The organism is Halocella sp. SP3-1 (genome assembly GCF_003953885.1).
GTDB classification, from domain to species: Bacteria; Bacillota; Halanaerobiia; order Halanaerobiales; family DTU029; genus Iocasia; species Iocasia fonsfrigidae.
Window position 1 is genome coordinate 741780 of sequence record NZ_CP032760.1, and the last position, 23817, is coordinate 765596.

Sequence of the window (23817 nt, forward strand, 5' to 3'; positions counted from 1 at the left end):
AGTTATGCTGCATTGACAGTATGTATTATATTTCCTAATAAAAGATGGTAAAGTATGAAGGAACTGCCAGCTAAATATAGAAATTTATAGATAGTTAGAAGAAAGTTTAGCTGAACATTAAAGGAGATATATAATTACTATGTTTAAAACAGTCTTAAAAACCAAATTTGAACTTCCCTTGACCAGGAAGATTTTCTGGAAGAACAGGAAACTTTATAAGGAGTTTTCTCTACTGGATAAATATCCACTTACAGTTATTCAGGCCCCATTAGGATATGGAAAGACTAAGAATCTAGCCCTTTATTTAAAGGATAATTTCCCGGGTAATAGTCTTTACTGGTATAGGTTGCATAAAGAAGACAATAATATAATTGACTTGTGGCACGGCCTGGTTTATTTGTTTTATAAATATCAGGGTAAAACAGTTGAGCTGTTTTACAATAACGATAAAAATAAATTAGCACTAATTATTAATAATCTGCTTAATTACCTTGATGATAAATTGACTGCAGATACCTTTCTTGTTCTGGATAATTATCAATTAATTAATAAGCAGGAAATAATTTCTTCACTGGCATATTTTATTGACCTGATTCCTAACAGATTACACCTGATTTTAATCAGTAGGAATATGATATCCTTTCCCCAGATAAGCAGTTGGCAGATAAATAAAGAGGTTTTCTTTTTAGATAAAAGCAATTTTCTTTTAGATAGAGAACAGCTTGAAGATTTTCTGCTGATACAACATCACCTGCAGCTATCTGCCAAAAGATTGGAGCAGCTGTTTTCCTGCACAGAGGGCTGGTTGGTTGCTGTTGATTATATTGCTGATTTGATTAAAACTGGGGATGCGCCAGTTGATTTAGCAGGTCTTGTTAATGATGATAATAATCTAATGGATTCCTTTTATAATTATCTGGATTACGAAATATTAAATAATTCCAGGATATTAAATAATGTATTGAAAAAATATTTATTAGAATCCTCTATACTTAAGGAATTAAAGCTGGATATTTGTCAGGAATTTATGGAAGTGGCGGACTGTGAGGAGTTGATTAAGTATTTCCTGGAAATTGGTTTGCCCTTTAAAAAGATTGGCAGGGGAGTATATCAATATAATAGTTTGTTCCATGACTACTTAAATAATAGAGCTAGAGAAAAATACAACTTTGAAACCTTACATCAAAAGGCCTTTAAGATTTATAAAAATAAAGGGAATACTGAAGGAGAGGTTTATCATTTAATAGAGTTAAATGCTCAGGAACCACTTGTTAATCTCATAAAAATAGAGGCTGCTGAGTGGTTGAAGAATGAACGTTTTGATTTACTGGAAAGCAGTCTTGAACATCTGCCCAGGAACAGTTATATTCAAAACCCAGAATTATATATCTGTCAGGGTGACCTCTTTTTTTGGCAGAACAAGCTTGAACAGGCCCTGAAGGTATACCAGCAGGCTGAAATTATATCTTATCAAAAAGGGGATAGTTGTGTCTTAATAAAGGCCTTATTGAAATTGATGAACTTATATTTTTCTGTTCATTCTATTCAGGGTCTGTATTATCTGGATAAGTTAAAGGGCTATAAGAACGATTTGTCAGCCGAGCAATATCAGGATTATATCTCTAATAAGATTACTGCTATGTTTATAACGGGTGATGTAAAGGGGGCTTCTTCTCTTTTAGCTGGTTCAAGTGATATGGGGGGGGATATAGATAGATTTAAGGCTATGACCTCTTTTATAGAAGGCAATTTGCAGGAAGCGATTGATTTTATTCTTTCAATAGATAGTTCTGAAAGGGATTATTTTCTTGAATCATTACATATTGTAATCCACCTTTTCAGGGGAGAGAAATATCATGTCAGGGAGCTTTTGTGGAAAGGCATGGAATCTACGACAGGTATTATTAGTTTAATTTTTGAGAGATTAGAGTTAACCCTTTTTGAAATTATGGGTAGCTATAAGGCCAGAAATAACAGGATTAAATACCGACAATTGTTGAAAGATACCCGTGGTTCAATTTTAGATACCTCCTGGTATAACCGGGAGACTGTTATGTCATTACTTAACTGGGAGGCCTATTTTGGAGATCCGGAACGGGGTCTTAAGTTTGCAGAGGAAAGAATGGCTGGGCTGAAGGAAGAGGATTACTTTTATAAGATACAACTTAAGCATATGATTGGGATCAATCATTTCGCTCAAGCAGAATATACATTAGCTCGAAAATGTTTTAATGAGGCAGTAGAAGCGGTTGCTTCTCTTGGTAATCAATTAAATACAGCTGTATCCCTCTACTGGCTTGTTTTGACCAGATATCAAGAAGGATTAAATTTTGAGTCAGATATTAAACACTTACTGGAATTGGCTAAAACTAATTCCTATGACTTCTTATTTATTACTACTAATATATTATCCAGTCTTGACCCCAACAACTTCATCCCTATTTTACTGGAGTGCCGGGCTAAAGGTATTGAGAGGGATTATATCAATAGCCTGTTAGCCAGGGTAGATCTCCTGGAGATAGAGCAGCATCCAGGTTATACATTACGATTTAAAACACTGGGAGGATTTAAGTTGTACCGGGGGAATAAAGTGGTGAAAGATGAAGAATGGAAGAGGAGTAAGTCACAAGAACTTCTTTACCTTCTTTTAATAAATTATGGAGAGAGTTTACCCAGAGAAAGGCTGTATAATTACCTGTGGCCGGATAAGGTTGATAAGACAGCCAAGCAAAATTTTTATGTTGCTTTTAGCAGTCTAAATAAAATCCTGGAACCAGATAGAAAAACCAGTCAGCAGGCTTGTTTTATTGAAAGTAATGATTCACATTATGGTTTAACAAGGAGATTTGCCTGTTCATATGATGCTGACCAATTTGAGGAATTGATTTCAAGAGGCAGGAAAAGTGATAATGAGTATATTAAAATTAAATATTACCAGGAGGCTGTTGATATATATCAGGGCAATTTTTTGCCAGATGTAATAGGTCTACCGTGGGTTGAGGAAGAACGGGAGCGGCTAAAAAAAATTTATCTCAGGGCTGCTGTAGCAATTATGGAATACTATTATTATAAAAATAAATATCAAGTCTGTATAGAGACGGCGGATAAGATACAGACTGTGGATAACTGTATTGATGAACTCTATCTCTATAAAATGAAAAGCTATCATCAACTGGGGAAACATGGTATGGTAATAAAGACATATTATGAATGTAATGAGATTTTTAAAGATGAGTTAGGGATTGCCCCGGATCCTGCTGTCGAGGATTTCTATAAACGAATATCTCTATAAATTTTCAACACCCTGTTCAGGGTGTTTTTTTGTTACTTTAGTCCGGTTTTTAAAAGGAAAGCAGGGTTTTAATCTATGATAAAAGAATATTTATAAGTAAATATATATTAGTTGAGGGGGTCTTTAAAGAGGTGAAGTTTACTTGTAGAATATTTCTCTCAATACTGATGATTTCAATTTTATTATCGTTAGTATTAGGATCTTATAATATAATTACTTTAATAAGACATAATAGAGAGGAACTGGATAAATTTGAAGAAAATTTGATAGTTGCTTATGACCAAATGGTTAAAAATGAAGTGTCTACAGCTATTTCTGTACTTAATTATGCATATCAAGAGCAGGAAACTGGTAATCTCTCAACTGCTGAAGCAAAAGGACTTGCTAAAAAATTAGTTAGAGAATTACGATATGGTGATAATGGGTGTTTCTGGATAGATAATCTAAATTATGAATTGATTGTTCATCCTATGATTCCTGAAAACGAAGGGTTAAACCGCCTGGATCTTACTGATCCAGCAGGTGCGGAATTAGTAAAAGAAATTATCAAAGGGGTTAAAGAAAATAATGGAACATATACAGAAACAATGTGGGAAAAACCCGAGGATTTAGGAACAGGAAAACTTACCCGCAAAAGGGTTTATTCCCAACTGTTTGAACCATGGGGTTGGATTGTTAGTACTGCTAATTATATGGATCAAATAGAAAAAAGGGTTGAGGTCAGAGCCGAGGAAGTCAGGGAAAGCTTGATCAAGGATATTTTCAGGGCTGTTTTTCTTACATTATTTACCTTGTTACTAACAACAGTATTAGCTTTTTTCTTCAGCCAAAAGATTTCACTGCCTATTAAAAACCTGAAAAATCGGCTTGGAAAAGAAGCGGCTGATATTTTAAATGCTGAAACTGAAGTAATATCAAGTGATGAATTTAATCAATTAAGCAAGATTATCAATCATGTGATTTCCACTTCGCGAGGTTTAATAAAGAAATTCAAGTTGATATCTAGCGGTCTTAATCAAAAAAATCAAGAACTGACTACTTTGATTCAAGAAAGCAGACAATCTTCTAAACAGATGGTAAAAACAATTGATGGGTTTACCAAAATTGCCTCTGAACAGGCTAATGATACCCAGGTGAGTGTAGCTGCCATAAAAAAATTGGCAGATTCCTTGGATAATATAATATTACAGACTAATACGGTTATGAATGTTGTTGAAAAAACTGGAAAATTAAGCAATGAAGGGATACAGGCTGTTAAGGCACAGAAGGAAAAAATGCAGGATAACAAAGAGGCAAGTGATAAAGTTGCCAGGGCAGTTGGTGTTTTAGCCAGTCAGGCAGAGGATATTATTAAAATTGTGAACACGATTAAGGCAATCTCCAACCAGACAAATTTACTGGCCTTAAATGCCGCTATTGAAGCCGCCCATGCAGGACAGCAGGGCAAAGGATTTGCAGTAGTTGCAGAGGAGGTCAGGGGATTGGCTGTTGAGACAGAAAAAGCTACCCAGGAGGTAACAGATATAATTGAACGGATTAGAGAGAATATAAACCTGGTTTCACATGAAATGGATTTGACAGGAGAAGCGGTTAACTCACAGGTCCAGGTAGTTGATAGGGTCAGTTTTATATTTGAAGGAATTTATGATAATATCTGTAATCTTAATGATAAAGCCCGGTTGATTAAACAGGCTAATGAAGATAGTTCACAACAGATTTATGTAATGGTAGAGATGATCAATAATCTTAGTGAAAGTGCTGAAGAAACTGCTGCCGGTGCTGAAAAAACCTCAGTACTATCGCAGGGGCAGAGCGATGTTGCAGAACAGCTTTCATTATCAGTGGTTGATTTAGAAAGTCTGGCAGAAGATTTAAATGAAATTTTGCTTAATTAAGTAGGCTAAGAGACCGGAGACTGTAAATAGACCTAGAAATGCATTTATTATTAGGACAATTTTACTAAAAATAGAGGAGATTTGTTTTTTTTGAGGAATTATAGCTATTATATGTGAAAAAAGGTGCAAAAGCAATAATTCATTTGGAGGGATTATTTGCAGAGAAAAATTAATTGTTTTATCTTACTTGTATTAGTAGTGTTTGTTTTGGTGGGTTGTGGTGGAGGTGCTGAAGTAACTTTTTGTGAAAGTGTAGATGATAATTTGAAACCTATTAATTCAGGTTCTGTTTTTACTACAGGACAGCTTGCAGTCAGAATTGAAAGCCCTGAGTCTTTCGGAACAAACAAATTAGAAGTTTCCCTATATAAAGTAAATGGTGAATCTGAACAACTTTTTGATCGAGGGGAAAGGGAGGTTAACCCTGATTGGAATATTTTTGCATTAACAGTTTATTTTGCAGACCCTGGAGAATATAAAGTTGTATTTTCTAAACCTGGTGGGGAAAAAATAGCCAGTTCTAGTGTTGAAATTCAATAATTTGACAAATCACTTGAAATGTATAAAAGTACCAGTGAAAACTGGTACTTTTTTTAGTAAAAAAGTACTATTTAGCTAAAAAGTAGCAGGGTATTATTTTACTATCAAGAAATATAAACATATTGTAAAAAATATGTGATAAATGTAAGATAAATATAAAAATTGTGCTAGAAAACCTTTTCCGTGAAGGGGGATATAAATTAGATTGCTTTTTTGATTATCTGTAGCCTATGTCTAGTCTTGCTCTTAGGTGGATCCCATTTGTCCTTTTGTTTAGTCATTTAACCGTTTATTTCAGGGACTATCAGCTTACGAATTTGTTATTCATTTTTAGTTATTATTATTAATTAATTTTTTGCTAAAACTTATTAGTTTTTTTAGCAAATAACATATATATTTTAAAATAGGAGGGATTATGATGAGTACAGAATTACCTAAGGAAGTAAGAGAAAAATTAAGCATCTGGAAGGTAGGAAAGATTGAAAATCCAGAAGAATATGGGGGACTTAGTAAAAAGGGCCTTTTGCGCAGGAGGTGTTTAGCACTACTTTTATGGCCTGCTGGTTTGATTGTTGGATTCAATATGAAAGATAGTAACTCAGAAGTCAAATCATATCAGGCTAAGGAGATAATTTTTGACAGTATAATTGCAATGATTGCCAGTATTTTATATGTTGCCATTTGATTTTAGTGGCCCCAATGGTGTTTGGGGACTCTATTTTTTTGAGACAAGATTATATAGATTTTTCAAAGAAATTTTAATTAAATTGGCCAAAATAAAAAATGCTTTCTAAGAAGGAGAAAATATAAATGCAAATATCAAAACTCAAATTCAATGTGTGTATTTTAGTATTTATAGTACTTGTGTTTTCTAATTTTGTTTTAGCAGAATCTTTACCAGATAAGCAAGGAATTTATTACTATCCAAATACTTTGTTAGACGTTAGGGATATAAATATTATTGATGGTTCTGTTTTTGCTATTACTGCTTTAGGAGATGACGGGAATGTATATACATCTTTTTATGAGATTGGAAATTCCCATTGTCTTGGTACATATCAATTTGAAGCTACCCGTTTGGAAGATATAAAAAACCATTCTCTTGAAAGTAAAAAGGGGAGTTTTTATCTACCTGCTGAGTCAACTGATGTTATAGGGGTAATTTATGTTGGTTCAGAGACATTTCTGGCTTCTCGAACAGATAAGGGGAATGTATCAGTATGTATCTATGAACCAGGGAATTCCTATCCTGATTCTTTATATCAATTTAATGCTAAAGATAGGGAAAAAGGAGAAGAAGAACTTGAAAAGGAACTATATATACCAAAAGAAGCTACAGATTTAATAGACATGACTATGACTGAAGATGGAATGATTTTTACCAGTAAAAAAACAAATGGCAATTTAATGATGTTTACATATCATTTGGATTCTACAACTTCTTACGAATTGTTTGAAATAAAAAGTTCTGATGAAATAGGGACTGGAAATTTACCAAATGAAGAGGGTATATATTATATACCCAAAGAGGTGGGAGAGATAAGAGAGGTAGAGATTAATGGTCAGGAAATAGCATTAATAACTAAAACGGTTTTGGGTGATATTGTTTTAATAGTTTTTGAAAAGGGGAATCCATTACCAATTGGAATAGCTAAATTTGAAGCGCTGCCCTATACAACAGTTGATAATCAGGAACTTCCAGATGAGTATGGAGCATATTATATTGCTGATATACTTACAGATATAAGTGGGGCTATAGTTAATAGTGATAATTTTTACTTTTTATCAGAATTAGAAGACAAAATGGCTATTACAGTTTATGATAGAGGTAATTCCTATCCAACTGGATATGCTGTTTTTGAGTACAAAGAACCTGAATTATGTTTCTAGTCTGGTAATTTTGCAAAAAATTTTTACATGTAGGGGTAAGGCGCTCTTTATATTTGCCTTTTCATATATTATTAATAATAAAGGAGATGTATATTATGAAAACAAAAAATGAACCAATCCCATATTCCCCCAGGATGCAGCAGGGAGAACCAGGTCTTAACAATCTTGATGTAGCAGGTGAGCAGCGAAGGTTTATAGTAAAAGTTTACGGTTGGATGTTTCTGGCATTAATGATTACAGCTGTAGTTTCTTTAATTACTATTTCTTCTGAGACTATTCTAATGTTTATATTTGGTAATGAGGCAGTCTTTTTTGCTTTGTTAATTAGTGAATTGCTATTAGTCTGGATCTTATCCCGCAGAATAAACAAGATGGCTGTTCCTACAGCAATGATCAGCTATCTACTTTATTCGGTAATTAATGGCCTGACCCTATCCTGTATATTCCTGGCCTATACTATGGGTTCAATTGCAGGCACTTTTTTTGTGACTGCTTCTATTTTCGGGGTTATGAGTATTTACGGTTATTTTACCGATAAAGATTTGACAAGTGCTGGTAATTTGTGTTTGATGGGTTTAATTGGAATTATTCTTGCTTCTTTAGTAAATATGTTTTTGAATAGTACTGCTCTCTATTGGATTATCACTTATGCTGGGGTAATAATCTTTACAGCATTAACAGCTTATGATACCCAGAAAATAAAACAGATGAATGTTATAGGTGATGAAGGAACAGCCCAGGATCAAAAACAGAGTATTATTGGGGCTTTGATTTTGTATCTGGATTTCATTAATCTCTTCCTTATGTTATTGAGGATTTTTGGGCGTAGTAGAGATTAGTTTATTTAGTTGTAAAGTTACCATATTTAGAGTTAAGCCACTTTGTTTTAGAGGTGGCTTAACTATCCTATTATACTAGCTATATATACATTTTATATTTTATTTGGGGTGATAAAGATGATAGAAAAGAGTAAGGTAAATGAATAAGAAATATACAATCACGGCACTGGCAAAGTTTTTTTATTTAGTTTTAACATTTATCTTTATTTGTATTTTTATTTCGGGTATTTCAAATGAGTTTGATTTTGGCGCACTTATTGCAGTGGTGCTTTCTTTTTTAGCTGCATGGGTAAGTGTTTTAGCTTTTGGGAAAAAGGTGTTTTTAACAGATAAGGGTATAAAAAGTGTAGAGGGTTTTGGAACAAGCGAGTGTTTTATAAGGTGGGGGCAGATAAGGGCAATTAAGTGGAGAGAAAAGTACAGGGGTTATGCAGTTTATATGATTTCTGCTAACGGAGAAAAAATTGATCTGAATAATATTCAAGACCTTGATGAATTAATAGTTGATATTTATCGATATGCACCAGGGGTTGAGATGGATTATGAAACAATCGGGAAAATTTATGAAATGGGTAGATTAAAAAATAATTATAGTCTATTAGATATCTGTGGTAGAATAAAAGAAGCCCTGGAAAATAATAATTCGGCGGGTGATTAAAGTTTTAAGTGAAAATTAAAAGCTAAATTGAATTTTTAATAATATAATTTTTAGGTGTATGTTCGAAAAGATATAAATAGGGATATATAATTGGGGGAGTAGGCTGATATTTTTTGAATAGACGTGCTTAAAATACTTGTCAATAAAATTGCAAAATGTTATATATAAACTGAGAAAAAGAATATTACAGATAACATAGGTTTAAGATTAGTAGAAAGAAAAGGGGTATCTAAATTATGAAGGCATTATTAATTGTTGATCTGCAGAATGACTTTTGCCCCGGGGGGAAACTGGCAGTGCCGGAAGGGGGTAAAGTTGTTCCTATAATTAATCAGTTACTAGATAAATTTCCCCTGGTACTGGCCTCTCAGGACTGGCATCCGGTGAAAACTGTCCACTTTGATAAGTGGCCGGTTCATTGTGTAAGAGAGTCTGAAGGAGCTAAATTACATCCTGACTTAAAAAGAAAGAAAATAACTAAGGTTTTTTTAAAAGGGACAGATAACAAAGATGATGGTTATTCAGTTTTTGAGGCTACTAATGATGATTTAGAAGGTTTTCTGCGGGGGAATAATGTAGAGGAGCTCTATCTTACTGGTCTGGCTACTGAGTATTGTGTAAAAGCTACAGCTATAGATGCTGTGGAAAAGGGTTTTAAGGTATTTGTAATTAGAGAGGGTGTGGCAGGTATTAAGGAAGAGGATGTAGAAAAGGCAGTAAAAGAGATGGAAAGTAAGGGGATTAACTATATTAATTATTCCAGCATTTAAATTATAGATTATTTTACCACCCTATTAAGGGTGTTTTTTTTTTGTTAAAAACTCAGAACATAGGTTCAAAATAATAGTAACTAAGATTTTGTTAGTACTTTTGTTAGTACTTTTGTGCTATATTATAATAAATAGCGTAAAAAATCGATATTTGTCGAATGACAGAATAATTTTATCTTTAGATTGGACTTGGAAAATATTAGCAAAAGGTTAATAACAAATTAAGAACTAGGAGGAGAAAAGTATGCATTTTAAAGATTGGTCGATAAGAATAAAATTTATTGTAACGTTTGTTTTAGGTATATCATTATTAGTGGTTCCTTCTATTGTAGTTCTAAGAATAATAATTAGTAATGAAGCAAAAGAAGCAGCTGTTGAAAAAGCAAGATCGGATTTAGCTACTGGGTTGGCTATTATAAATGAAAAGTATTCAGGGGATTGGAGATTGGAAGGCAATAAATTATATAAAGGGAATACCTTAATAAGTGGTAATAATGAGGTGGTTGATTATATAGGGGAATTAACCGATGATATTGTAACAATCTTTGCTAATAACATCAGAACAACAACCAATGTAAAGGAAAATGGTCAAAGGGCTGTTGGAACAGCTATATCTGATGTAGTAGCTGAAACAGTCTTAAGGAATGGACAAACCTATTACGGGGAGGCTGATGTGATAGGTACTCTTTATCAAACTGCCTATACACCAATAAAAAACAGTCAGGGCAAAATTATTGGGATATGGTCTTTAGGTACTTCCAAAGAATTTGTTAATGGTATGATTAATAGTGCTTTTAAGGGGTTAGCTTATATTTTACTAATAGTATTGGTAATAACACTGCCCCTAATCTTTTTTATTTCTAAATTAATTGCTGATCCTCTTATTGACTTAACACAAATTATTAATAAACTGGCAAATTATGATTTGACATATGATGAAAATAGTAAAGCAGTCAATTATCTAGAAAGAAAAGATGAGATAGGTCAGATTACTAATTCCCTGGTAACAATGCAAGAGAATTTCAGTAATCTAATAAATGATGTCAAAGATGTGGCTAACCAGGTAGCTGCCTCAAGTGAAGAACTCTCTGCTTCAGGTGAACAGGTAGGAGAAACAGCCGAACAGGTAGGTAGTGCAATTGAGAATGTAGCCTCAGGTGCAGAGGAACAGTCGGCTCAGATAGAGGAAACCAGTAAAAATGTTGAGCATATGATTAGTCAGGTTAAAGAGGTTAATTCAAGTTCTGTTAACATGAGTAGTTCTGCCAAAACTGTGATGGGTAAAATAAAAGAGGGCAAGCAGTCAGTAGATAAATCAATTAATGAAATAGATAATGTAAAAGGAGATGTCCAGGGGGTTGCTGGTATTATAGAGTCTCTGGGTAAGGCTTCAGGAGAGATTGGAGGTATTATTGAGATTATTAATAGTATAGCCAATCAGACCAATCTCCTGGCTTTAAATGCAGCAATTGAAGCCGCCCGGGCAGGGGAAGCAGGTAAGGGTTTTAGTGTAGTGGCTGAGGAGATCAGGGGACTGGCTGAAGACTCAACTAAGTCAACCGAGAAAATTGCAAATTTGATAAAACAAATCCAACATGATGTAAGTGAAGCAGTTAAAAAGATGGATAAAAGTATGTCTACAGTTAATAGTAGTGTAGTATCTATTGAAGAAAATGGGCAGATTTTTAATGATATAAATCAGGTCTCTAGTGAATTGATGGAACTTATTACTGGTGTCAATGAAAAAAGTAAGGAACTAGCTGAAAATAGTGATAAAATATCACAGGCTATAAAAAATGTTGCAGCAGTAAGCCAGGAAGCAGCAGGTAATGCAGAAGAGGTAGCAGCCTCCAGTGAAGAACAGATTGCCTCAACTGAAGAGATAGTCTCGGGTGCCAGAGAACTGGCCGATGTGGCTGATAAGCTAGCTAATGAGGTTGATAAGTTTAAATTATAGAGGACAGTGTTATAAGAACCGTGTTTATGAATGATCTAAATACGGTTCTATTAGGTTTACATAAATTAATATTTCAGAGAGATAAAGAAGATGGACAGGTTTTTAATGAAATACCAGCTGTTATGGAAAACATTGTGATAGTAAGCCAGCAAACAGCAGGTAATGCTGAAGAGGTAACAGTCTTTAGTGAGGAACAGATTGAACTTAATTGAGGAGATAGCCTCAGGTGCCAGAGAACTGGTCGATGTGGCTGATAAGCTAGCTAATGAGCTTGATAAGTTTAAGTTATAGTAAAGTATATCTTAGTTTAGTAAAACTAAGATTTTTTAAAAAATATATAAGAAAGAAGGGAGCTTATTAATGAAATTAAAATTACCTAAAATCAACAGTTTGTTCGGTAAGATTCTGGTTATTTCATTATTATGTATGCTAATACCTATGCTTATCAGCCTGTTTTCTTCATCATTTTTGGCAGGTAAATATATTGGTCAGGAAGCAAGTGATTCATTATTTAATATTGCTGTTGAAAAGCAGAGCCAGCTTGAATTAGCATTAAAAAATTTGGTAAATCAGCTTAAAACGATGGCCAGACAGCCGTATATTCTTGAGACGTTTAAGGAGGCTGGGGCAACAGGTGAGTTAGATAGTATACGTCTCACAAGAATAGAACAGAATTTACAGGAAAACTTTGCAGAAGGTGATGGCCTCTTTGAGAATCTATTTTTAATGTATGGAAATACAACTGTGGTTGATGGGATCGGTGGCAAATCTGTAGGCTGGCAGATGGCAAAGGAAGACCTGGCAAATCTACAGGAATTAACAGTCAGGAATCCTACACTTTCGCCGACTACAGGTCGACCTGTTATATCAGTTATGGGGTCAGTGAGAGATGATAATGGAGAGCGGCAGGGTATTTTAGCAATGGCAATTGAGTTAAATGTCTTATCAGAAAAGATTATTAAGGGACATTCCAGTAGTGAGTTTAAGACCCTTATTTTAGATACAGCAGGCCTTACCCTGTCAGCGGAAGATTCTGAGCATGTGCTTAGTCTTGATTTTCAGCAAGAAGAGAATTTGAAGGATTTTTATCAAACAATGAAAAAAGATGGTTCAGGCATAGCTTATTTTACCTTAAATGGGATTGAAAATATAGCGTCTTTCACTAAGAGTGAAGAATATGGTATGTATATTGTTACCTATGAACCAGTAACAAATTATATGGCAGGTATAAATAAATTGAAAATAGGGTTATTGATAATTATTTTACTTAGTATAATTGTCTCGGCAGTTGTTATCTATCTCTTTTCAAAGGGTATTTCAAAGCCTATTTTAGCAGTAACAAAACAGGCAGAATTATTGGCAGATGGTGACCTGTCACAGGATATAGCTGAGGGATATTTAGATAGAAAGGATGAGTTAGGTAAATTAACAGATTCTTTCGCCCGGATGAATAAAAACTTTAGACAGATGATTGCTCAAATAAGTAATACATCTGAACAGGTAGCTGCCTCCAGTGAGGAGTTGTCAGCCTCAGGTGAGCAGGTGGGAGAGGCAGCAGAACAAGTAGGAACGACTATTCAGACGGTTGCTGCTGGAGCTGAAGAACAGTCTGCTCAGGTTGATGATACTATTGAAAACCTTTCTGGTTTAATTGAACAGGTGGATGAAGTAAATAAAGGTGCAGATACTATGAATAATACGACAGCAAACATGATGGAAAGTGTTACTAGAGGGAGTAAATCGGTTAGTGAGTCTATTGAGAAGATCAAGAATGTTAAGGAAGATACAGAAGAGGTTTCCAGTGTTATTAGTGATCTGGGTGAAAGATCAGATGAGATTGGTGAGATTGTAGAATTAATCAGTAGTATTGCTGAACAGACCAATCTACTTGCCTTAAATGCAGCTATTGAGGCTGCCAGGGCAGGTGAAGCTGGACGGGGCTTTAGTGTTGTGGCAGATGAAATAAGGGATTTAGCTGAGGAATCAGCAGATGCCACAGGAAAAATTACCGGTCTAATTAAAGATATCAGGAATGGGGTACTTACTGCTACTAACAAAATGGATGATAGTATTACCTCTGTTAATACCAGTGTAGAGGCTATTGAAGAAAATGGAAGTATTTTTACAGAAATTAATAATGAAGCAGAGGGTCTCAAAGAGGTAGTAAGAAATCTCACACAAAATGCCCAGACTATGGCTGAAAGGAGTTATAGTTTCCAGCAGATTATGGAGGAAATAGCCAAGGTGAGTCAGGAGTTTGCCAGTAGTTCAGAGGAAGTTGCAGCCTCCAGTGAAGAGCAGGTTGCTGCGACAGAAGAGATAGTCTCTTCTTCTAAGCAGTTAGCTGATATGGCTGAAGAAATGTCTACTGCTGTAAAAAAATTCAGACTGTAAAATAAAATTTTTTAGTCACAAAAAGGTTTTAAAAATATCAAAATTTGGCAGGGATTTTTCTTGACAATGTTTAATAGCTAGTGTATACTTAAATACAATAATTATATACCTAAATGTTTTGATAGGGAGGAAGATGGTTTTAAAGGATTACAGAGAACCGGGGTGCTGAGAAACCGGTATCTAGCTAAACTGTTTTTGTAGCCCTTGAACTGTAAAGCTGAAAAACTGTGAGTAGGTTTTACCGGTATCCTTTTTGAGGAAAATGGCACCCGTTACCAGATGCCGAGGTATGAAATATGTTTAAAAACATATGTGTACTTAAGGCTGCTGCGTAAGTGGTGGTGAATTTGGGTGGTACCACGTGAGATATAACTCCCGTCCCAATTAATAGTTTTCTATTAATTAGGACGGGAGTTTTTTAATTTTAGATGATAAAAAAAGAGGAGTGAGCAATGGTGAAAAAGATGACTGGTGCTGAGATTTTTGTTGAGTCGCTTCATCAAGAGGGTGTTGAGCTTATCTTTGGGTATCTGGGGGCAAAGGTAATCTCGATTTATGATGTGCTATATGATGCGGATATTAAACATATTATGCCACATCACGAACAGGGGGGTATTCATGCAGCAGATGGGTATGCCCGCTCTACTGGTAAAGTTGGTGTCTGTATTACTACTTCTGGGCCGGGGGCAACTAATTTAGTAACAGGACTGGCCACTGCCAACATGGATTCAGTACCGGTGGTAGCTTTTACAGGTCAGGTAGCCCATTCGATGATTGGGACAGATGGTTTTCAGGAAGCAGATATTAAAGGGGTTACCCTACCAATTACCAAAAACAATTATATTGTTGATGGTGTTAAAAATTTGGCTCGGGTTATTAAAGAGGCTTTTTATATTGCACAAACTGGTAGACCTGGGCCTGTTCTGGTTGACCTGCCACAGGATGTTCTATCTGCTGAAACTGAATTCAATTACCCGGCTGCTGTTTCCATACCCGGTTATAAACCGACCTATCAAGGTAATTTGTTGCAGATTAAAAAGGCGGCAGAGTTGATTAATCAAGCTCATAAACCAGTAATTTATGCTGGTGGTGGGGTTATAATCTCCGGGGCCAGTGAACAATTAAGGCAGCTGGCAGCTAAGGCTGAGATTCCTGTGACAACAACCCTAACAGGGATTGGTTCCTTTGATGAAAAGAACTCTTTAAGCCTGGGAATGCTTGGAATGCATGGTACAACAGAGGCTAATCTGGCTATGACCAATGCTGATCTAATAATTGCTCTAGGGGCTCGTTTTGATGATCGGGTAACAGGTGAACTGGATTCTTTTGCCCCTGAAGCCAGGATTATTCATGTTGATATTGATCCGGCAGAGATTAGTAAACTGGTCAAAGCAGATATTCCAATAGTTGGTGATGTTAAGAGGGTTTTGGAGGATTTAAATTCACTTGTTGAGAAGGAAAAACATGGTCAATGGTTGAGAGAGATTCAAGAATGGAGGGGACTTGAACGGAGAAGGGGCTCAGGAAAGACTGGTAAATTGCTCCCTGGAGAGATTATTGAAGAAATTGATAATTTGACTAAGGGAGAGGCTCTGATTACTACTGAGGTTGGTCAGCACCAAATGTGGGCAGCACATCATTACAGTTTTAGTAAACCGCGTAGTTTTATTACATCTGGTGGGTTAGGAACAATGGGCTATGGTTTCCCGGCGGCAATCGGGGTACAACTTGGTAATCCTGGAGCTGATGTTTTCTGCCTGGCAGGTGATGGTAGTTTTCAGATGAATATTCAGGAACTGGCTACAGTAGCCAAAAATAAACTACCGATTAAGATTATAATCTTTAATAACCAGTACCTGGGAATGGTGAGGCAGTGGCAGGAATTGTTTTTCGACAAACGTTATTCTGCTACCTGTTTAAGGCGGCAGGAAGGGTGCCCACCCCGGTGTTCAGGACCAGGTGAAGACTGTCCTGAGATGATTCCTGATTTTGTTCAGGTTGCTAAGGGGTATGGTATTAAGGGGAAAAGGGTAAGTAAGCCGGAGGAAATAAGACCAGCCCTACAGGAAGCCCTTGATAGTAATGAGGCCTATCTACTTGATTTTATTATAGAAGAGGAAGAGAATGTCTTTCCTATGGTTCCGGCAGGTGGTAGTCTGGATGATATGATTCTAAGGCAGGATATTGAACATTAGTATTGAACATTAGTAAGGTTTATCTGGTGAAACTCCAGAACCGACAGTATAGTCTGGAAGGGAGTTAGTATAATTGTTTTATCTATGTAGATATTATGACTAGGTAGATGATGATATGTCTCTACTAATCTTCAAGAATAGCAGACACTGTTTTTTGATATTTATGATTAAGTTCTTTATTTTGAAGTAAAATTGTACAGATTATATCTAATAGATACATCGCAGAAAATTGTGAATTGATAAATCTCTGCTGTCCAACAAATGCTGTATTATATATTAAAAAATTCATATCAGAATATTGAAGAATAGGAGTATCTTCAAAACTGGTAATTGTAACAATCTCTGCCCCATTTTCTTTAGAAACTTTTAATGACTTAATTATTTCTTTAGTTTTACCTGAAATAGATATACTTATCACCAAATCTTTTTCTGAAATAATTGCACTGTTTATTTTCATTAAATGAGAATCAGTAATACTATAAACATCAAACCCCATCCTCAATAAGCGTAACATCATCTCTGAAGCAGTTAGTCCTGAACTACCAATACCATAAATGTAAATTTTTGCCGCATTTTTTATTTTTTCTACGAGTTTATTAATACTACTTTTATCAACTAACTGCTGAGAATTTTTTAAGACCTTTTTATAATAATTAGTGATATTTACAAAAATATCATCTATTTTATTGTAATTTTCTAATTCATTAAAAGTATGAAGTTTCATCTTTAATTCAACAAAACTATTTACCCCTATTTTTTTAGAAAATCTAGTTATTGTTGCTGTTGAAGTATCTGTAGCCGTAGCCAGGTTAGTAATACTTTTATTTTTTATTTTACTTTTATTTTTTAAAATGTATCTTGCTACTTTTTTTTCTTTTTCTGTAAAGTTATTAAATTTTTTTTGGATTTCAAGAAGAGTATCCATAGATTTCCCCCCTATAAGAATTTCGTTTCGCAAGATTGCTGACCTAATCATAGTATATAAATTTAACAATTAAATTAAGTACTTTCTCTTTTCTAAAAAAACAAAAACCTCTTCTATATCTTATATAATAAGATATAGAAGAGGTTTAATCAACATTAATTTAAATTATCAACAAATTTTTTGGCTATTATTTGTGGTCTTGTAATAGCACTTCCTACTACAACTGCATAGGCACCCATTTTCATTGCTTTTCTAGCTTTTTCAGGTGTATCAAAATTTCCTTCAGCAATTATTGGAAGTTTTGCTCTTTCAATTAATTTTTTTAAAATATAAAACTTATTTTCATTTAAAGATTGTTCAGTATAACCAACAAGTGTTGTACTAATATAATCAAATCCTAAATCTTCCGCTCTTAAACCTTCATCGATAGTTGATATATCTGCCATGAACTTCTGCTTAGTATATTTATTTAAAACTTCTTTTAAAAATTCTTCATCTTGATCAATTGTAGCATCAATTGCAATTGTATCAATTTCAGTTTCAATAAGAGCCGCTACTTCCTTCATTGTTGGAGTAATATATGCTTTCTTGTTTTTATATTCTTTTTTTATAATACCAATTAAAGGAAGGTCTACTTCTTTTTTTATTTCCAAAATATCCCTGACACCATTAGCTCTAATACCTACCGCTCCAGCCATTTTTGCGGCTAAAGCCATTTTACTCATAATAAATGAGCTGTGTAATGGTTCGTCTTTCAAAGCCTGGCAGGAAACAATTAATCCCTTATTCATAAAAATCATCCTATTCTATTCATTGTTAATAAGCTCATTAATTTTTTGTTTTAGAGGATCTGCCATTGCTCCAAAAATTGCTTGAACTCCACCTTTAACCTCAAGAACAGCGGTAGCACCAAGAGATTTTATTTTTTCTTTATCAACTTTATCTGTGTCTTTCACAGAAACCCTCAATCTTGTTATACAGGCATCCATTTCCTCTATATTTCCCTTGTCACCTAAGGCCAGCAATACTGCTTTGGCTGTATCAGCTAAGGAATCATTACTTACTACATTTATCTTTTCCTCATCTTCTTTTTCACGTCCAGGAGTTGGAACATCAAACTTTTGAATTAGAAATCTAAATGAAAAATAATATAAAGCAAACCAAATAGGTCCAACAATCAACACATAAATCCAATTTGTTGCTGCATTACCTTGTAGTATCCCAAACAATAAATAATCAATTAATCCTCCAGAAAATGTATTACCAATAGAAATATTCAATATATCTGCTATAGCAAAAGACAATCCATCAAAAAATGAATGAATTACATATAACCAAGGTGCAACAAATAAAAACATAAACTCAATTGGTTCAGTTATGCCTGTAATAAAAGAAGTTAAGGCTGCGCTAAAAAATAAACCTACTACAGCAGACCTCTTAAATTTTTTAACTGTGTGATACATCGCAAGTGTTGCTGCTGGAAGGCCAAACATCATTGTCGCAAAACGGCCGGCAAAAAATCTTGTTCCTTCAGTAAAAAGTCCGGTATGGTTCGGATCAGCTAATTGAGCAAAAAATATCTTTTGTGCTCCTGCAATAGTCTTTCCTGCAACCTGAGCAACACCACCTAATTCTGTGTACCAAAACAATGGATAAATCATATGATGGAGTCCAACTGCTCCAGTTAATCTTAATAAAAATCCATACAAAAAAGTTCCAAAAACTCCAAAACCAGCTATTGATTTACCTGCACTCGTTAACCAACCCTGAAATGTAGGCCAGGTAAGGAAAAATAAAAAACCAATACCTATTGAAGCAAAAGAAGATATAATTGGAACAAAACGCGAACTGCCAAAAAATCCCAAAAATCTAGGTAATTGTATATTACGATAACGATTATGTAGATATGAAACCATCGTACCAATAACAATAGAACCAACAACTCCAGTATCAACAGAACTTACATTAGTATTAAATGCACTAATCATACCATTGATAGAAGCATTCATAACTAAAAATGAAACAACACCAGCTAAAGCAGCAGTACCCTTATCTTTTTTAGCAAGACCTAAAGAAAGACCAACAGTCATAATTAAAGCAAGATTCCCAAAAACTGTGTTTCCAGCTGAAGCCATTATACTAAAAAGTCCCTGAAGCCAGGCAATATCTAAAAATGGATATGCCTGAACAGTATTAGGATTAGATAATGCTCCACCAACGCCAAGTAATAGACCTGCTGCCGGTAGTATTGCAATCGGCAGCATAAACGATTTCCCTATTTTTTGTAACTGTTTAAACATTTGTTCCTCCTTTTGTGATTTATTTTCACATTTTAATTATCCCTGAAAATAATTTTCAGGGATAATTAAATATTAACATAAATAATTATTAAGTTCAAGATTTTTTTGAATTAAGGAAGATTACAGACTAGTGTTTTTTGTTAATTTTACTTTACAATTTATAAAAATAATGGTATGATAATGGCAAAGCTGAATATAGTTATTTAAATACTAATGAGGATGGGTGAAATTCCCTACCGGTGGTTAAAGTCCACAAGCCTTTTTATAAAAAGGTTGATCTGGTGAAATTCCAGAACCGACAGTATAGTCTGGAAGGGAGTTAGTATAATTGTTTTATCTATGTAGATATTATGACTAGGTAGATGATGATATATAATCCTTTCCAGTAAATGGAAGGGATTTTTTTGTGTCAGGAAACTATGCGATTTTGAGATTGTGGATAACTTTGAAGGCCGACAGATATATTTGTTTCCCTTGTCGTGCGCTGCGGTGTCCTACCTCCGTTTACTGTCGAGAAATTCTCCTTCGGCGTCCTGCCTACGGATAATTTCTAGAGTCGTACAACAAATATATCTGTCTGGTTAATAGTTTATTGATTAACTATGTGTAATAAATAGTCTAAGTTAAGAAAGCTGGAATTTTTGATTAATCCGGATGGCCGTAGGCCATTTCGTTCTGAAAGGAGATATAAATGGATAAAAAAGATGACCTATATTACATGAGAGAGGCATTAAAACTGGCTTGGAAGGGGGAGGGGTATACCAGTCCTAATCCACTGGTAGGGGCTGTTGTTGTTAAAGATGGGGAGGTTGTTGGTAGGGGTTATCATAGGTATTATGGTGGGCCTCATGCAGAGGTATATGCCTTAGATGAAGCCGGTAAGCAGGCTGAAGGGGCAACTATCTATGTAAATCTGGAACCCTGTAGTCATTATGGAAAAACACCACCCTGTTCCTTAAAAATAATAGAATCAGGTATTAGACAGGTAGTTATTGCTATGGAAGACCCTAATCCCAGGGTTTCAGGTAGAGGAATAAAACAACTGCAAAAAGCCGGTATACTGGTTAAAATAGGTCTTTTAGCAGATGAGGCCCGGGAACTCAATGAGTCTTTTATAAAATATATTACTTCAGATTACCCCTTTGTTTATCTAAAGATAGCCCAGACACTGGATGGTTTTCTGGCAACTAAAACCGGAGAATCTAAATGGATCAGTAATGAGAAAGCCCGTTTAATGGGCCATAGATTAAGACATAAGGTAGATGCCATTTTAGTAGGGGTTGGTACAATCTTGGCAGATAATCCCTCGTTAACAACCCGTTTGCCAGATGATAAGGGAAAGGACAGTATTAGGATTATACTTGACTCCCGGCTGGAGACACCTTTAGATGCCAGGCTCCTTAATCAGGATTCTGCAGCAAGAACCATTCTGGTAATTGATGAACAGCTTAATACAACCAGAAGAAATCTGTATACTAATAAAAAAAATATAGAGCTTTTACCAATGGCTTTAGATACTAAAGGGAGGATTCCTCTGAAGATATTATTAAATAAACTACATGAAAGGGGTATAGGGAGTATTTTAGTTGAGGGAGGTGGTAGGGTAAATTATTCATTCCTACAGGAGAACTTAATAGATAAAGTATATGCTTTTATTACCCCCAAAGTTCTGGGAGGAAATGATGGCATAGCCAGTTTTACAGGGGAAGGTCCTGATAGTATGGCAGAGGTAAAAAAATTGAGAAATATTAAATACAGGATTTTAGGGGATAATATTCTTTTAAGTGGTAAGCTTTAAAGGTGGTGGGATTTTGTTTACTGGGATTATACAGGAACTTGGTATTTTACAGGGGAGGTTGAGGGCAGAAAAAAGCTATCAACTGTTAATTAAAGCTAAAAGGGTTTTAAATAATATTAAAAAAGGAGATAGTATAGCTGTTAATGGTGTCTGTCTTACGGTTGCTGATTTTACTGGAGAATCTTTTGCTGCTGATATTATGCCTGAAACTCTACAGGCAAGTAATTTAGGTAATTTAAAACAGGGTTCTCAGCTAAACCTGGAACAGGCCGTCAGGGCTGATGGTTTTTTCGGTGGGCATCTACTTAGCGGCCATGTTGATGGTGTGGGTCAAGTGAAGCGGCTTACTATAGAAAAAAATGCAGTGATAATTGAAATAATGGTCGATTCAGAGTTGACAAAGTTTATGGTTGATAAGGGTTCTGTGGCCTTAAATGGGGTTAGTTTGACTATCATGAAACTCAGGCAGGATTCTCTAATGGTTTCTTTGATACCTACTACCCGGCAGGATACTAATCTAGATAACTTAAAAGTGGGTCAGCTGATTAATATTGAGACAGATTTAATTGCTAAATATGTTTATAAAATACTGCAAAAAGGAGAAAATGAAAAGAATGGCTCTGAAATTGATAAAAATTTTTTAAGGGATAATGGGTTTCTCTAGAGGGGAGATATGATGAATACCATAGCAGAGGCAATTAATGTTATAAAAGAAGGTAAGATGGTTATTGTCGTTGATGATGAAGCCCGGGAAAATGAAGGTGATTTTGTAATGGCAGCAGAGAAAGTGACCCCAGCTAGTATTAATTTTATGATCAGCCAGGGCAGGGGGCTTGTTTGTGTCCCCATGGAGGAAGAAGACCTGGAAAAACTTAAAATCCCCCGGATGGTAAGTGATAATACAGAGGCACAGGGGACGGCTTTTACAGTATCAGTGGACCATAAGACAACTACAACAGGTATTTCTGCTGTTGAAAGGGCATTAACTATTAAGGAACTGGTTAATCCGGCAAGTAAGGCAGTAGATTTTAATAGGCCTGGACATGTTTTTCCTTTAAAGGCTAGAAAGGGTGGGGTTTTAAGGCGGGCAGGGCATACTGAAGCTGCAGTGGATTTATGTAGGCTGGCTGGATTAAAACCAACTGCTGTTATCTGTGAGCTTATTAATGAGGATGGTACAATGGCCCGGTTGCCTCAACTAAAGGAGTTTGCCAAGATTCATCAATTAAAGCTTATTAGTATAGAGGATTTAATAAAATATAGAAAGAAGAAGGATAGATTAGTCCATAAGGCAGCCGAGGCTGTTTTGCCTACCAGGTATGGTAAATTTAAACTCAGGGTTTATACTTCTATTGTCGATGATAGGGAACATGTGGTCCTTATAAAAGGAGATATTAGTGGTGGAGAAGATATCCTGACCAGGGTACATTCAGAGTGTTTAACAGGAGACGTTTTTGCGTCACTGCGTTGTGATTGTGGAGAACAGCTGGCTGCAGCTTTAAAAATGATAGCAGCTGAGGGGCAGGGGATTTTTGTATATATGCGTCAGGAGGGAAGGGGAATAGGTTTAATTAATAAGATTAAGGCCTATAGCCTTCAGGATAAGGGAATGGACACAGTTGAGGCCAATGAGGCCCTTGGTTTTGCAGCTGATTTAAGGGATTATGGTCTAGGGGCACAGATTTTGGCTGATCTTGGGTTGACTTCTATAAGGTTGATTACTAATAACCCCAGAAAAATTATTGGATTAGAAGGTTATGGTTTAACAATTACTGATCGAGTGCCATTAGAGATAGAGCCGAATAAGGAGAATGAATTTTATCTCCAGGTAAAGAAAGATAAACTGGGACATTTGTTAAACACCAATTAAGAAAAAAAATAAAGGGGCTGTAAATAATGACAGTTACTTATGAAGGTAAACTAATAGGTGAAGATATAAAAGTTGGTATTATAGTAGGTAGATTTAATGAATTTATTTCACAAAAACTGCTGGCAGGGGCTGTAGATGGACTTAAAAGGCATGGGGTGAAAGGTGACAATATCAATATAGCCTGGGTTCCAGGTTCTTTTGAAATACCACTGGCAGCCCAGAAAATGGCCAATTCTGGGAAATATGATGGGATTATCTGTCTGGGAGCTGTTATCAGAGGGGAAACACCACATTTTGAATATGTTTCTGCTGAGGTTGCTAAAGGGGTTGCTAAGATTGGACTGGATACCAATATTCCGGTTATTTTTGGTGTCTTAACAACAGAGACCATTGAACAGGCGATATCCAGGGCGGGGACCAAATCAGGTAATAAGGGTTTTGATGCAGCAATGTCTTTAATTGAAATGGTTAACCTGTTAAAGGAAATTTGACAC

General features: G+C 35.3%; 19 protein-coding genes and 1 riboswitch. Of the genes, 16 read left to right on the plus strand and 3 right to left on the minus strand.

Annotation, left to right across the window (positions count from 1 at the left end; all coding sequences use genetic code 11):
- The first annotated feature begins 139 nt into the window (after positions 1–139).
- The 12 genes from D7D81_RS03515 (at position 140) to ilvB (ending at position 16430) form a co-directional block, all read left to right on the plus strand.
- On the plus strand, positions 140–3292 hold the full coding sequence (locus D7D81_RS03515) for an AfsR/SARP family transcriptional regulator (RefSeq protein WP_125987361.1): 3153 nt from the start codon (positions 140–142) through the stop codon (positions 3290–3292).
- Between the two features lie 167 nt (positions 3293–3459).
- Positions 3460–5187, plus strand: a complete 1728-nt coding sequence (locus D7D81_RS03520; protein ID WP_125987363.1) for a methyl-accepting chemotaxis protein — start codon at positions 3460–3462, stop codon at positions 5185–5187.
- A 156-nt stretch (positions 5188–5343) separates the two neighbouring features.
- Positions 5344–5727 carry a hypothetical protein gene (locus D7D81_RS03525; protein ID WP_125987365.1) on the plus strand — a complete coding sequence of 128 codons (384 nt, stop codon included), beginning with the start codon at positions 5344–5346 and terminating at the stop codon, positions 5725–5727.
- 415 nt (positions 5728–6142) lie between these two features.
- Complete coding sequence (locus D7D81_RS03530) at positions 6143–6412, plus strand: hypothetical protein (protein WP_125987367.1); 270 nt, start codon at positions 6143–6145, stop codon at positions 6410–6412.
- Positions 6413–6537: 125 nt separating this feature from the next.
- Positions 6538–7617 (plus strand): hypothetical protein, encoded by a 1080-nt coding sequence (locus D7D81_RS03535; protein ID WP_125987369.1) that lies wholly within the window; start codon positions 6538–6540, stop codon positions 7615–7617.
- Positions 7618–7712: 95 nt separating this feature from the next.
- Positions 7713–8456 carry a Bax inhibitor-1/YccA family protein gene (locus D7D81_RS03540; protein ID WP_353622094.1) on the plus strand — a complete coding sequence of 248 codons (744 nt, stop codon included), beginning with the start codon at positions 7713–7715 and terminating at the stop codon, positions 8454–8456.
- 139 nt (positions 8457–8595) lie between these two features.
- Positions 8596–9114 (plus strand): hypothetical protein, encoded by a 519-nt coding sequence (locus D7D81_RS03545; RefSeq protein ID WP_125987371.1) that lies wholly within the window; start codon positions 8596–8598, stop codon positions 9112–9114.
- A 236-nt stretch (positions 9115–9350) separates the two neighbouring features.
- Positions 9351–9884 carry a nicotinamidase gene (locus tag D7D81_RS03550; RefSeq protein WP_125987373.1) on the plus strand — a complete coding sequence of 178 codons (534 nt, stop codon included), beginning with the start codon at positions 9351–9353 and terminating at the stop codon, positions 9882–9884.
- Between the two features lie 244 nt (positions 9885–10128).
- A complete protein-coding gene (locus D7D81_RS03555; RefSeq protein WP_125987375.1) occupies positions 10129–11841 on the plus strand; it encodes a methyl-accepting chemotaxis protein in 1713 nt (570 codons plus the stop codon).
- A 26-nt stretch (positions 11842–11867) separates the two neighbouring features.
- Positions 11868–12053, plus strand: coding sequence for a hypothetical protein (locus tag D7D81_RS03560; RefSeq protein WP_125987377.1), 186 nt, complete (start codon positions 11868–11870; stop codon positions 12051–12053).
- 148 nt (positions 12054–12201) lie between these two features.
- Positions 12202–14235: a methyl-accepting chemotaxis protein gene (locus tag D7D81_RS03565; protein ID WP_125987379.1), complete on the plus strand. Its 2034-nt coding sequence runs from the start codon at positions 12202–12204 to the stop codon at positions 14233–14235.
- Positions 14236–14687: 452 nt separating this feature from the next.
- On the plus strand, positions 14688–16430 hold the full coding sequence (gene ilvB / locus D7D81_RS03570) for a biosynthetic-type acetolactate synthase large subunit (RefSeq protein ID WP_286170165.1): 1743 nt from the start codon (positions 14688–14690) through the stop codon (positions 16428–16430).
- Positions 16431–16554: 124 nt separating this feature from the next.
- Here ilvB and D7D81_RS03575 read toward each other — a convergent pair whose 3' ends face one another.
- The 3 genes from D7D81_RS03575 to D7D81_RS03585 form a co-directional block, all read right to left on the minus strand.
- Entirely contained in the window at positions 16555–17355 is an 801-nt protein-coding gene (locus D7D81_RS03575; RefSeq protein WP_125987381.1) for a MurR/RpiR family transcriptional regulator, read from the minus strand.
- 155 nt (positions 17356–17510) lie between these two features.
- A complete protein-coding gene (locus D7D81_RS03580) occupies positions 17511–18146 on the minus strand; it encodes an N-acetylmannosamine-6-phosphate 2-epimerase (RefSeq protein WP_125987383.1) in 636 nt (211 codons plus the stop codon).
- A 15-nt stretch (positions 18147–18161) separates the two neighbouring features.
- A complete protein-coding gene (locus D7D81_RS03585; RefSeq protein WP_125987385.1) occupies positions 18162–19655 on the minus strand; it encodes a PTS transporter subunit EIIC in 1494 nt (497 codons plus the stop codon).
- 205 nt (positions 19656–19860) lie between these two features.
- Positions 19861–19983, plus strand: a riboswitch (FMN riboswitch).
- A gap of 363 nt (positions 19984–20346) precedes the next feature.
- On the opposite strand from D7D81_RS03585, the gene ribD reads away from it, so the two are divergent.
- The 4 genes from ribD to ribH are packed head-to-tail and all read left to right on the plus strand — an operon-like array spanning position 20347 to position 23814.
- Complete coding sequence (gene ribD / locus D7D81_RS03590; protein ID WP_125987387.1) at positions 20347–21453, plus strand: bifunctional diaminohydroxyphosphoribosylaminopyrimidine deaminase/5-amino-6-(5-phosphoribosylamino)uracil reductase RibD; 1107 nt, start codon at positions 20347–20349, stop codon at positions 21451–21453.
- A 13-nt stretch (positions 21454–21466) separates the two neighbouring features.
- Positions 21467–22117, plus strand: a complete 651-nt coding sequence (ribE, locus tag D7D81_RS03595; RefSeq protein WP_125991889.1) for a riboflavin synthase — start codon at positions 21467–21469, stop codon at positions 22115–22117.
- A gap of 12 nt (positions 22118–22129) precedes the next feature.
- Positions 22130–23323 carry a bifunctional 3,4-dihydroxy-2-butanone-4-phosphate synthase/GTP cyclohydrolase II gene (locus D7D81_RS03600; RefSeq protein WP_286170382.1) on the plus strand — a complete coding sequence of 398 codons (1194 nt, stop codon included), beginning with the start codon at positions 22130–22132 and terminating at the stop codon, positions 23321–23323.
- Positions 23324–23349: 26 nt separating this feature from the next.
- Positions 23350–23814, plus strand: coding sequence for a 6,7-dimethyl-8-ribityllumazine synthase (gene ribH / locus D7D81_RS03605; RefSeq protein WP_125987391.1), 465 nt, complete (start codon positions 23350–23352; stop codon positions 23812–23814).
- Positions 23815–23817 lie beyond the last annotated feature (3 nt).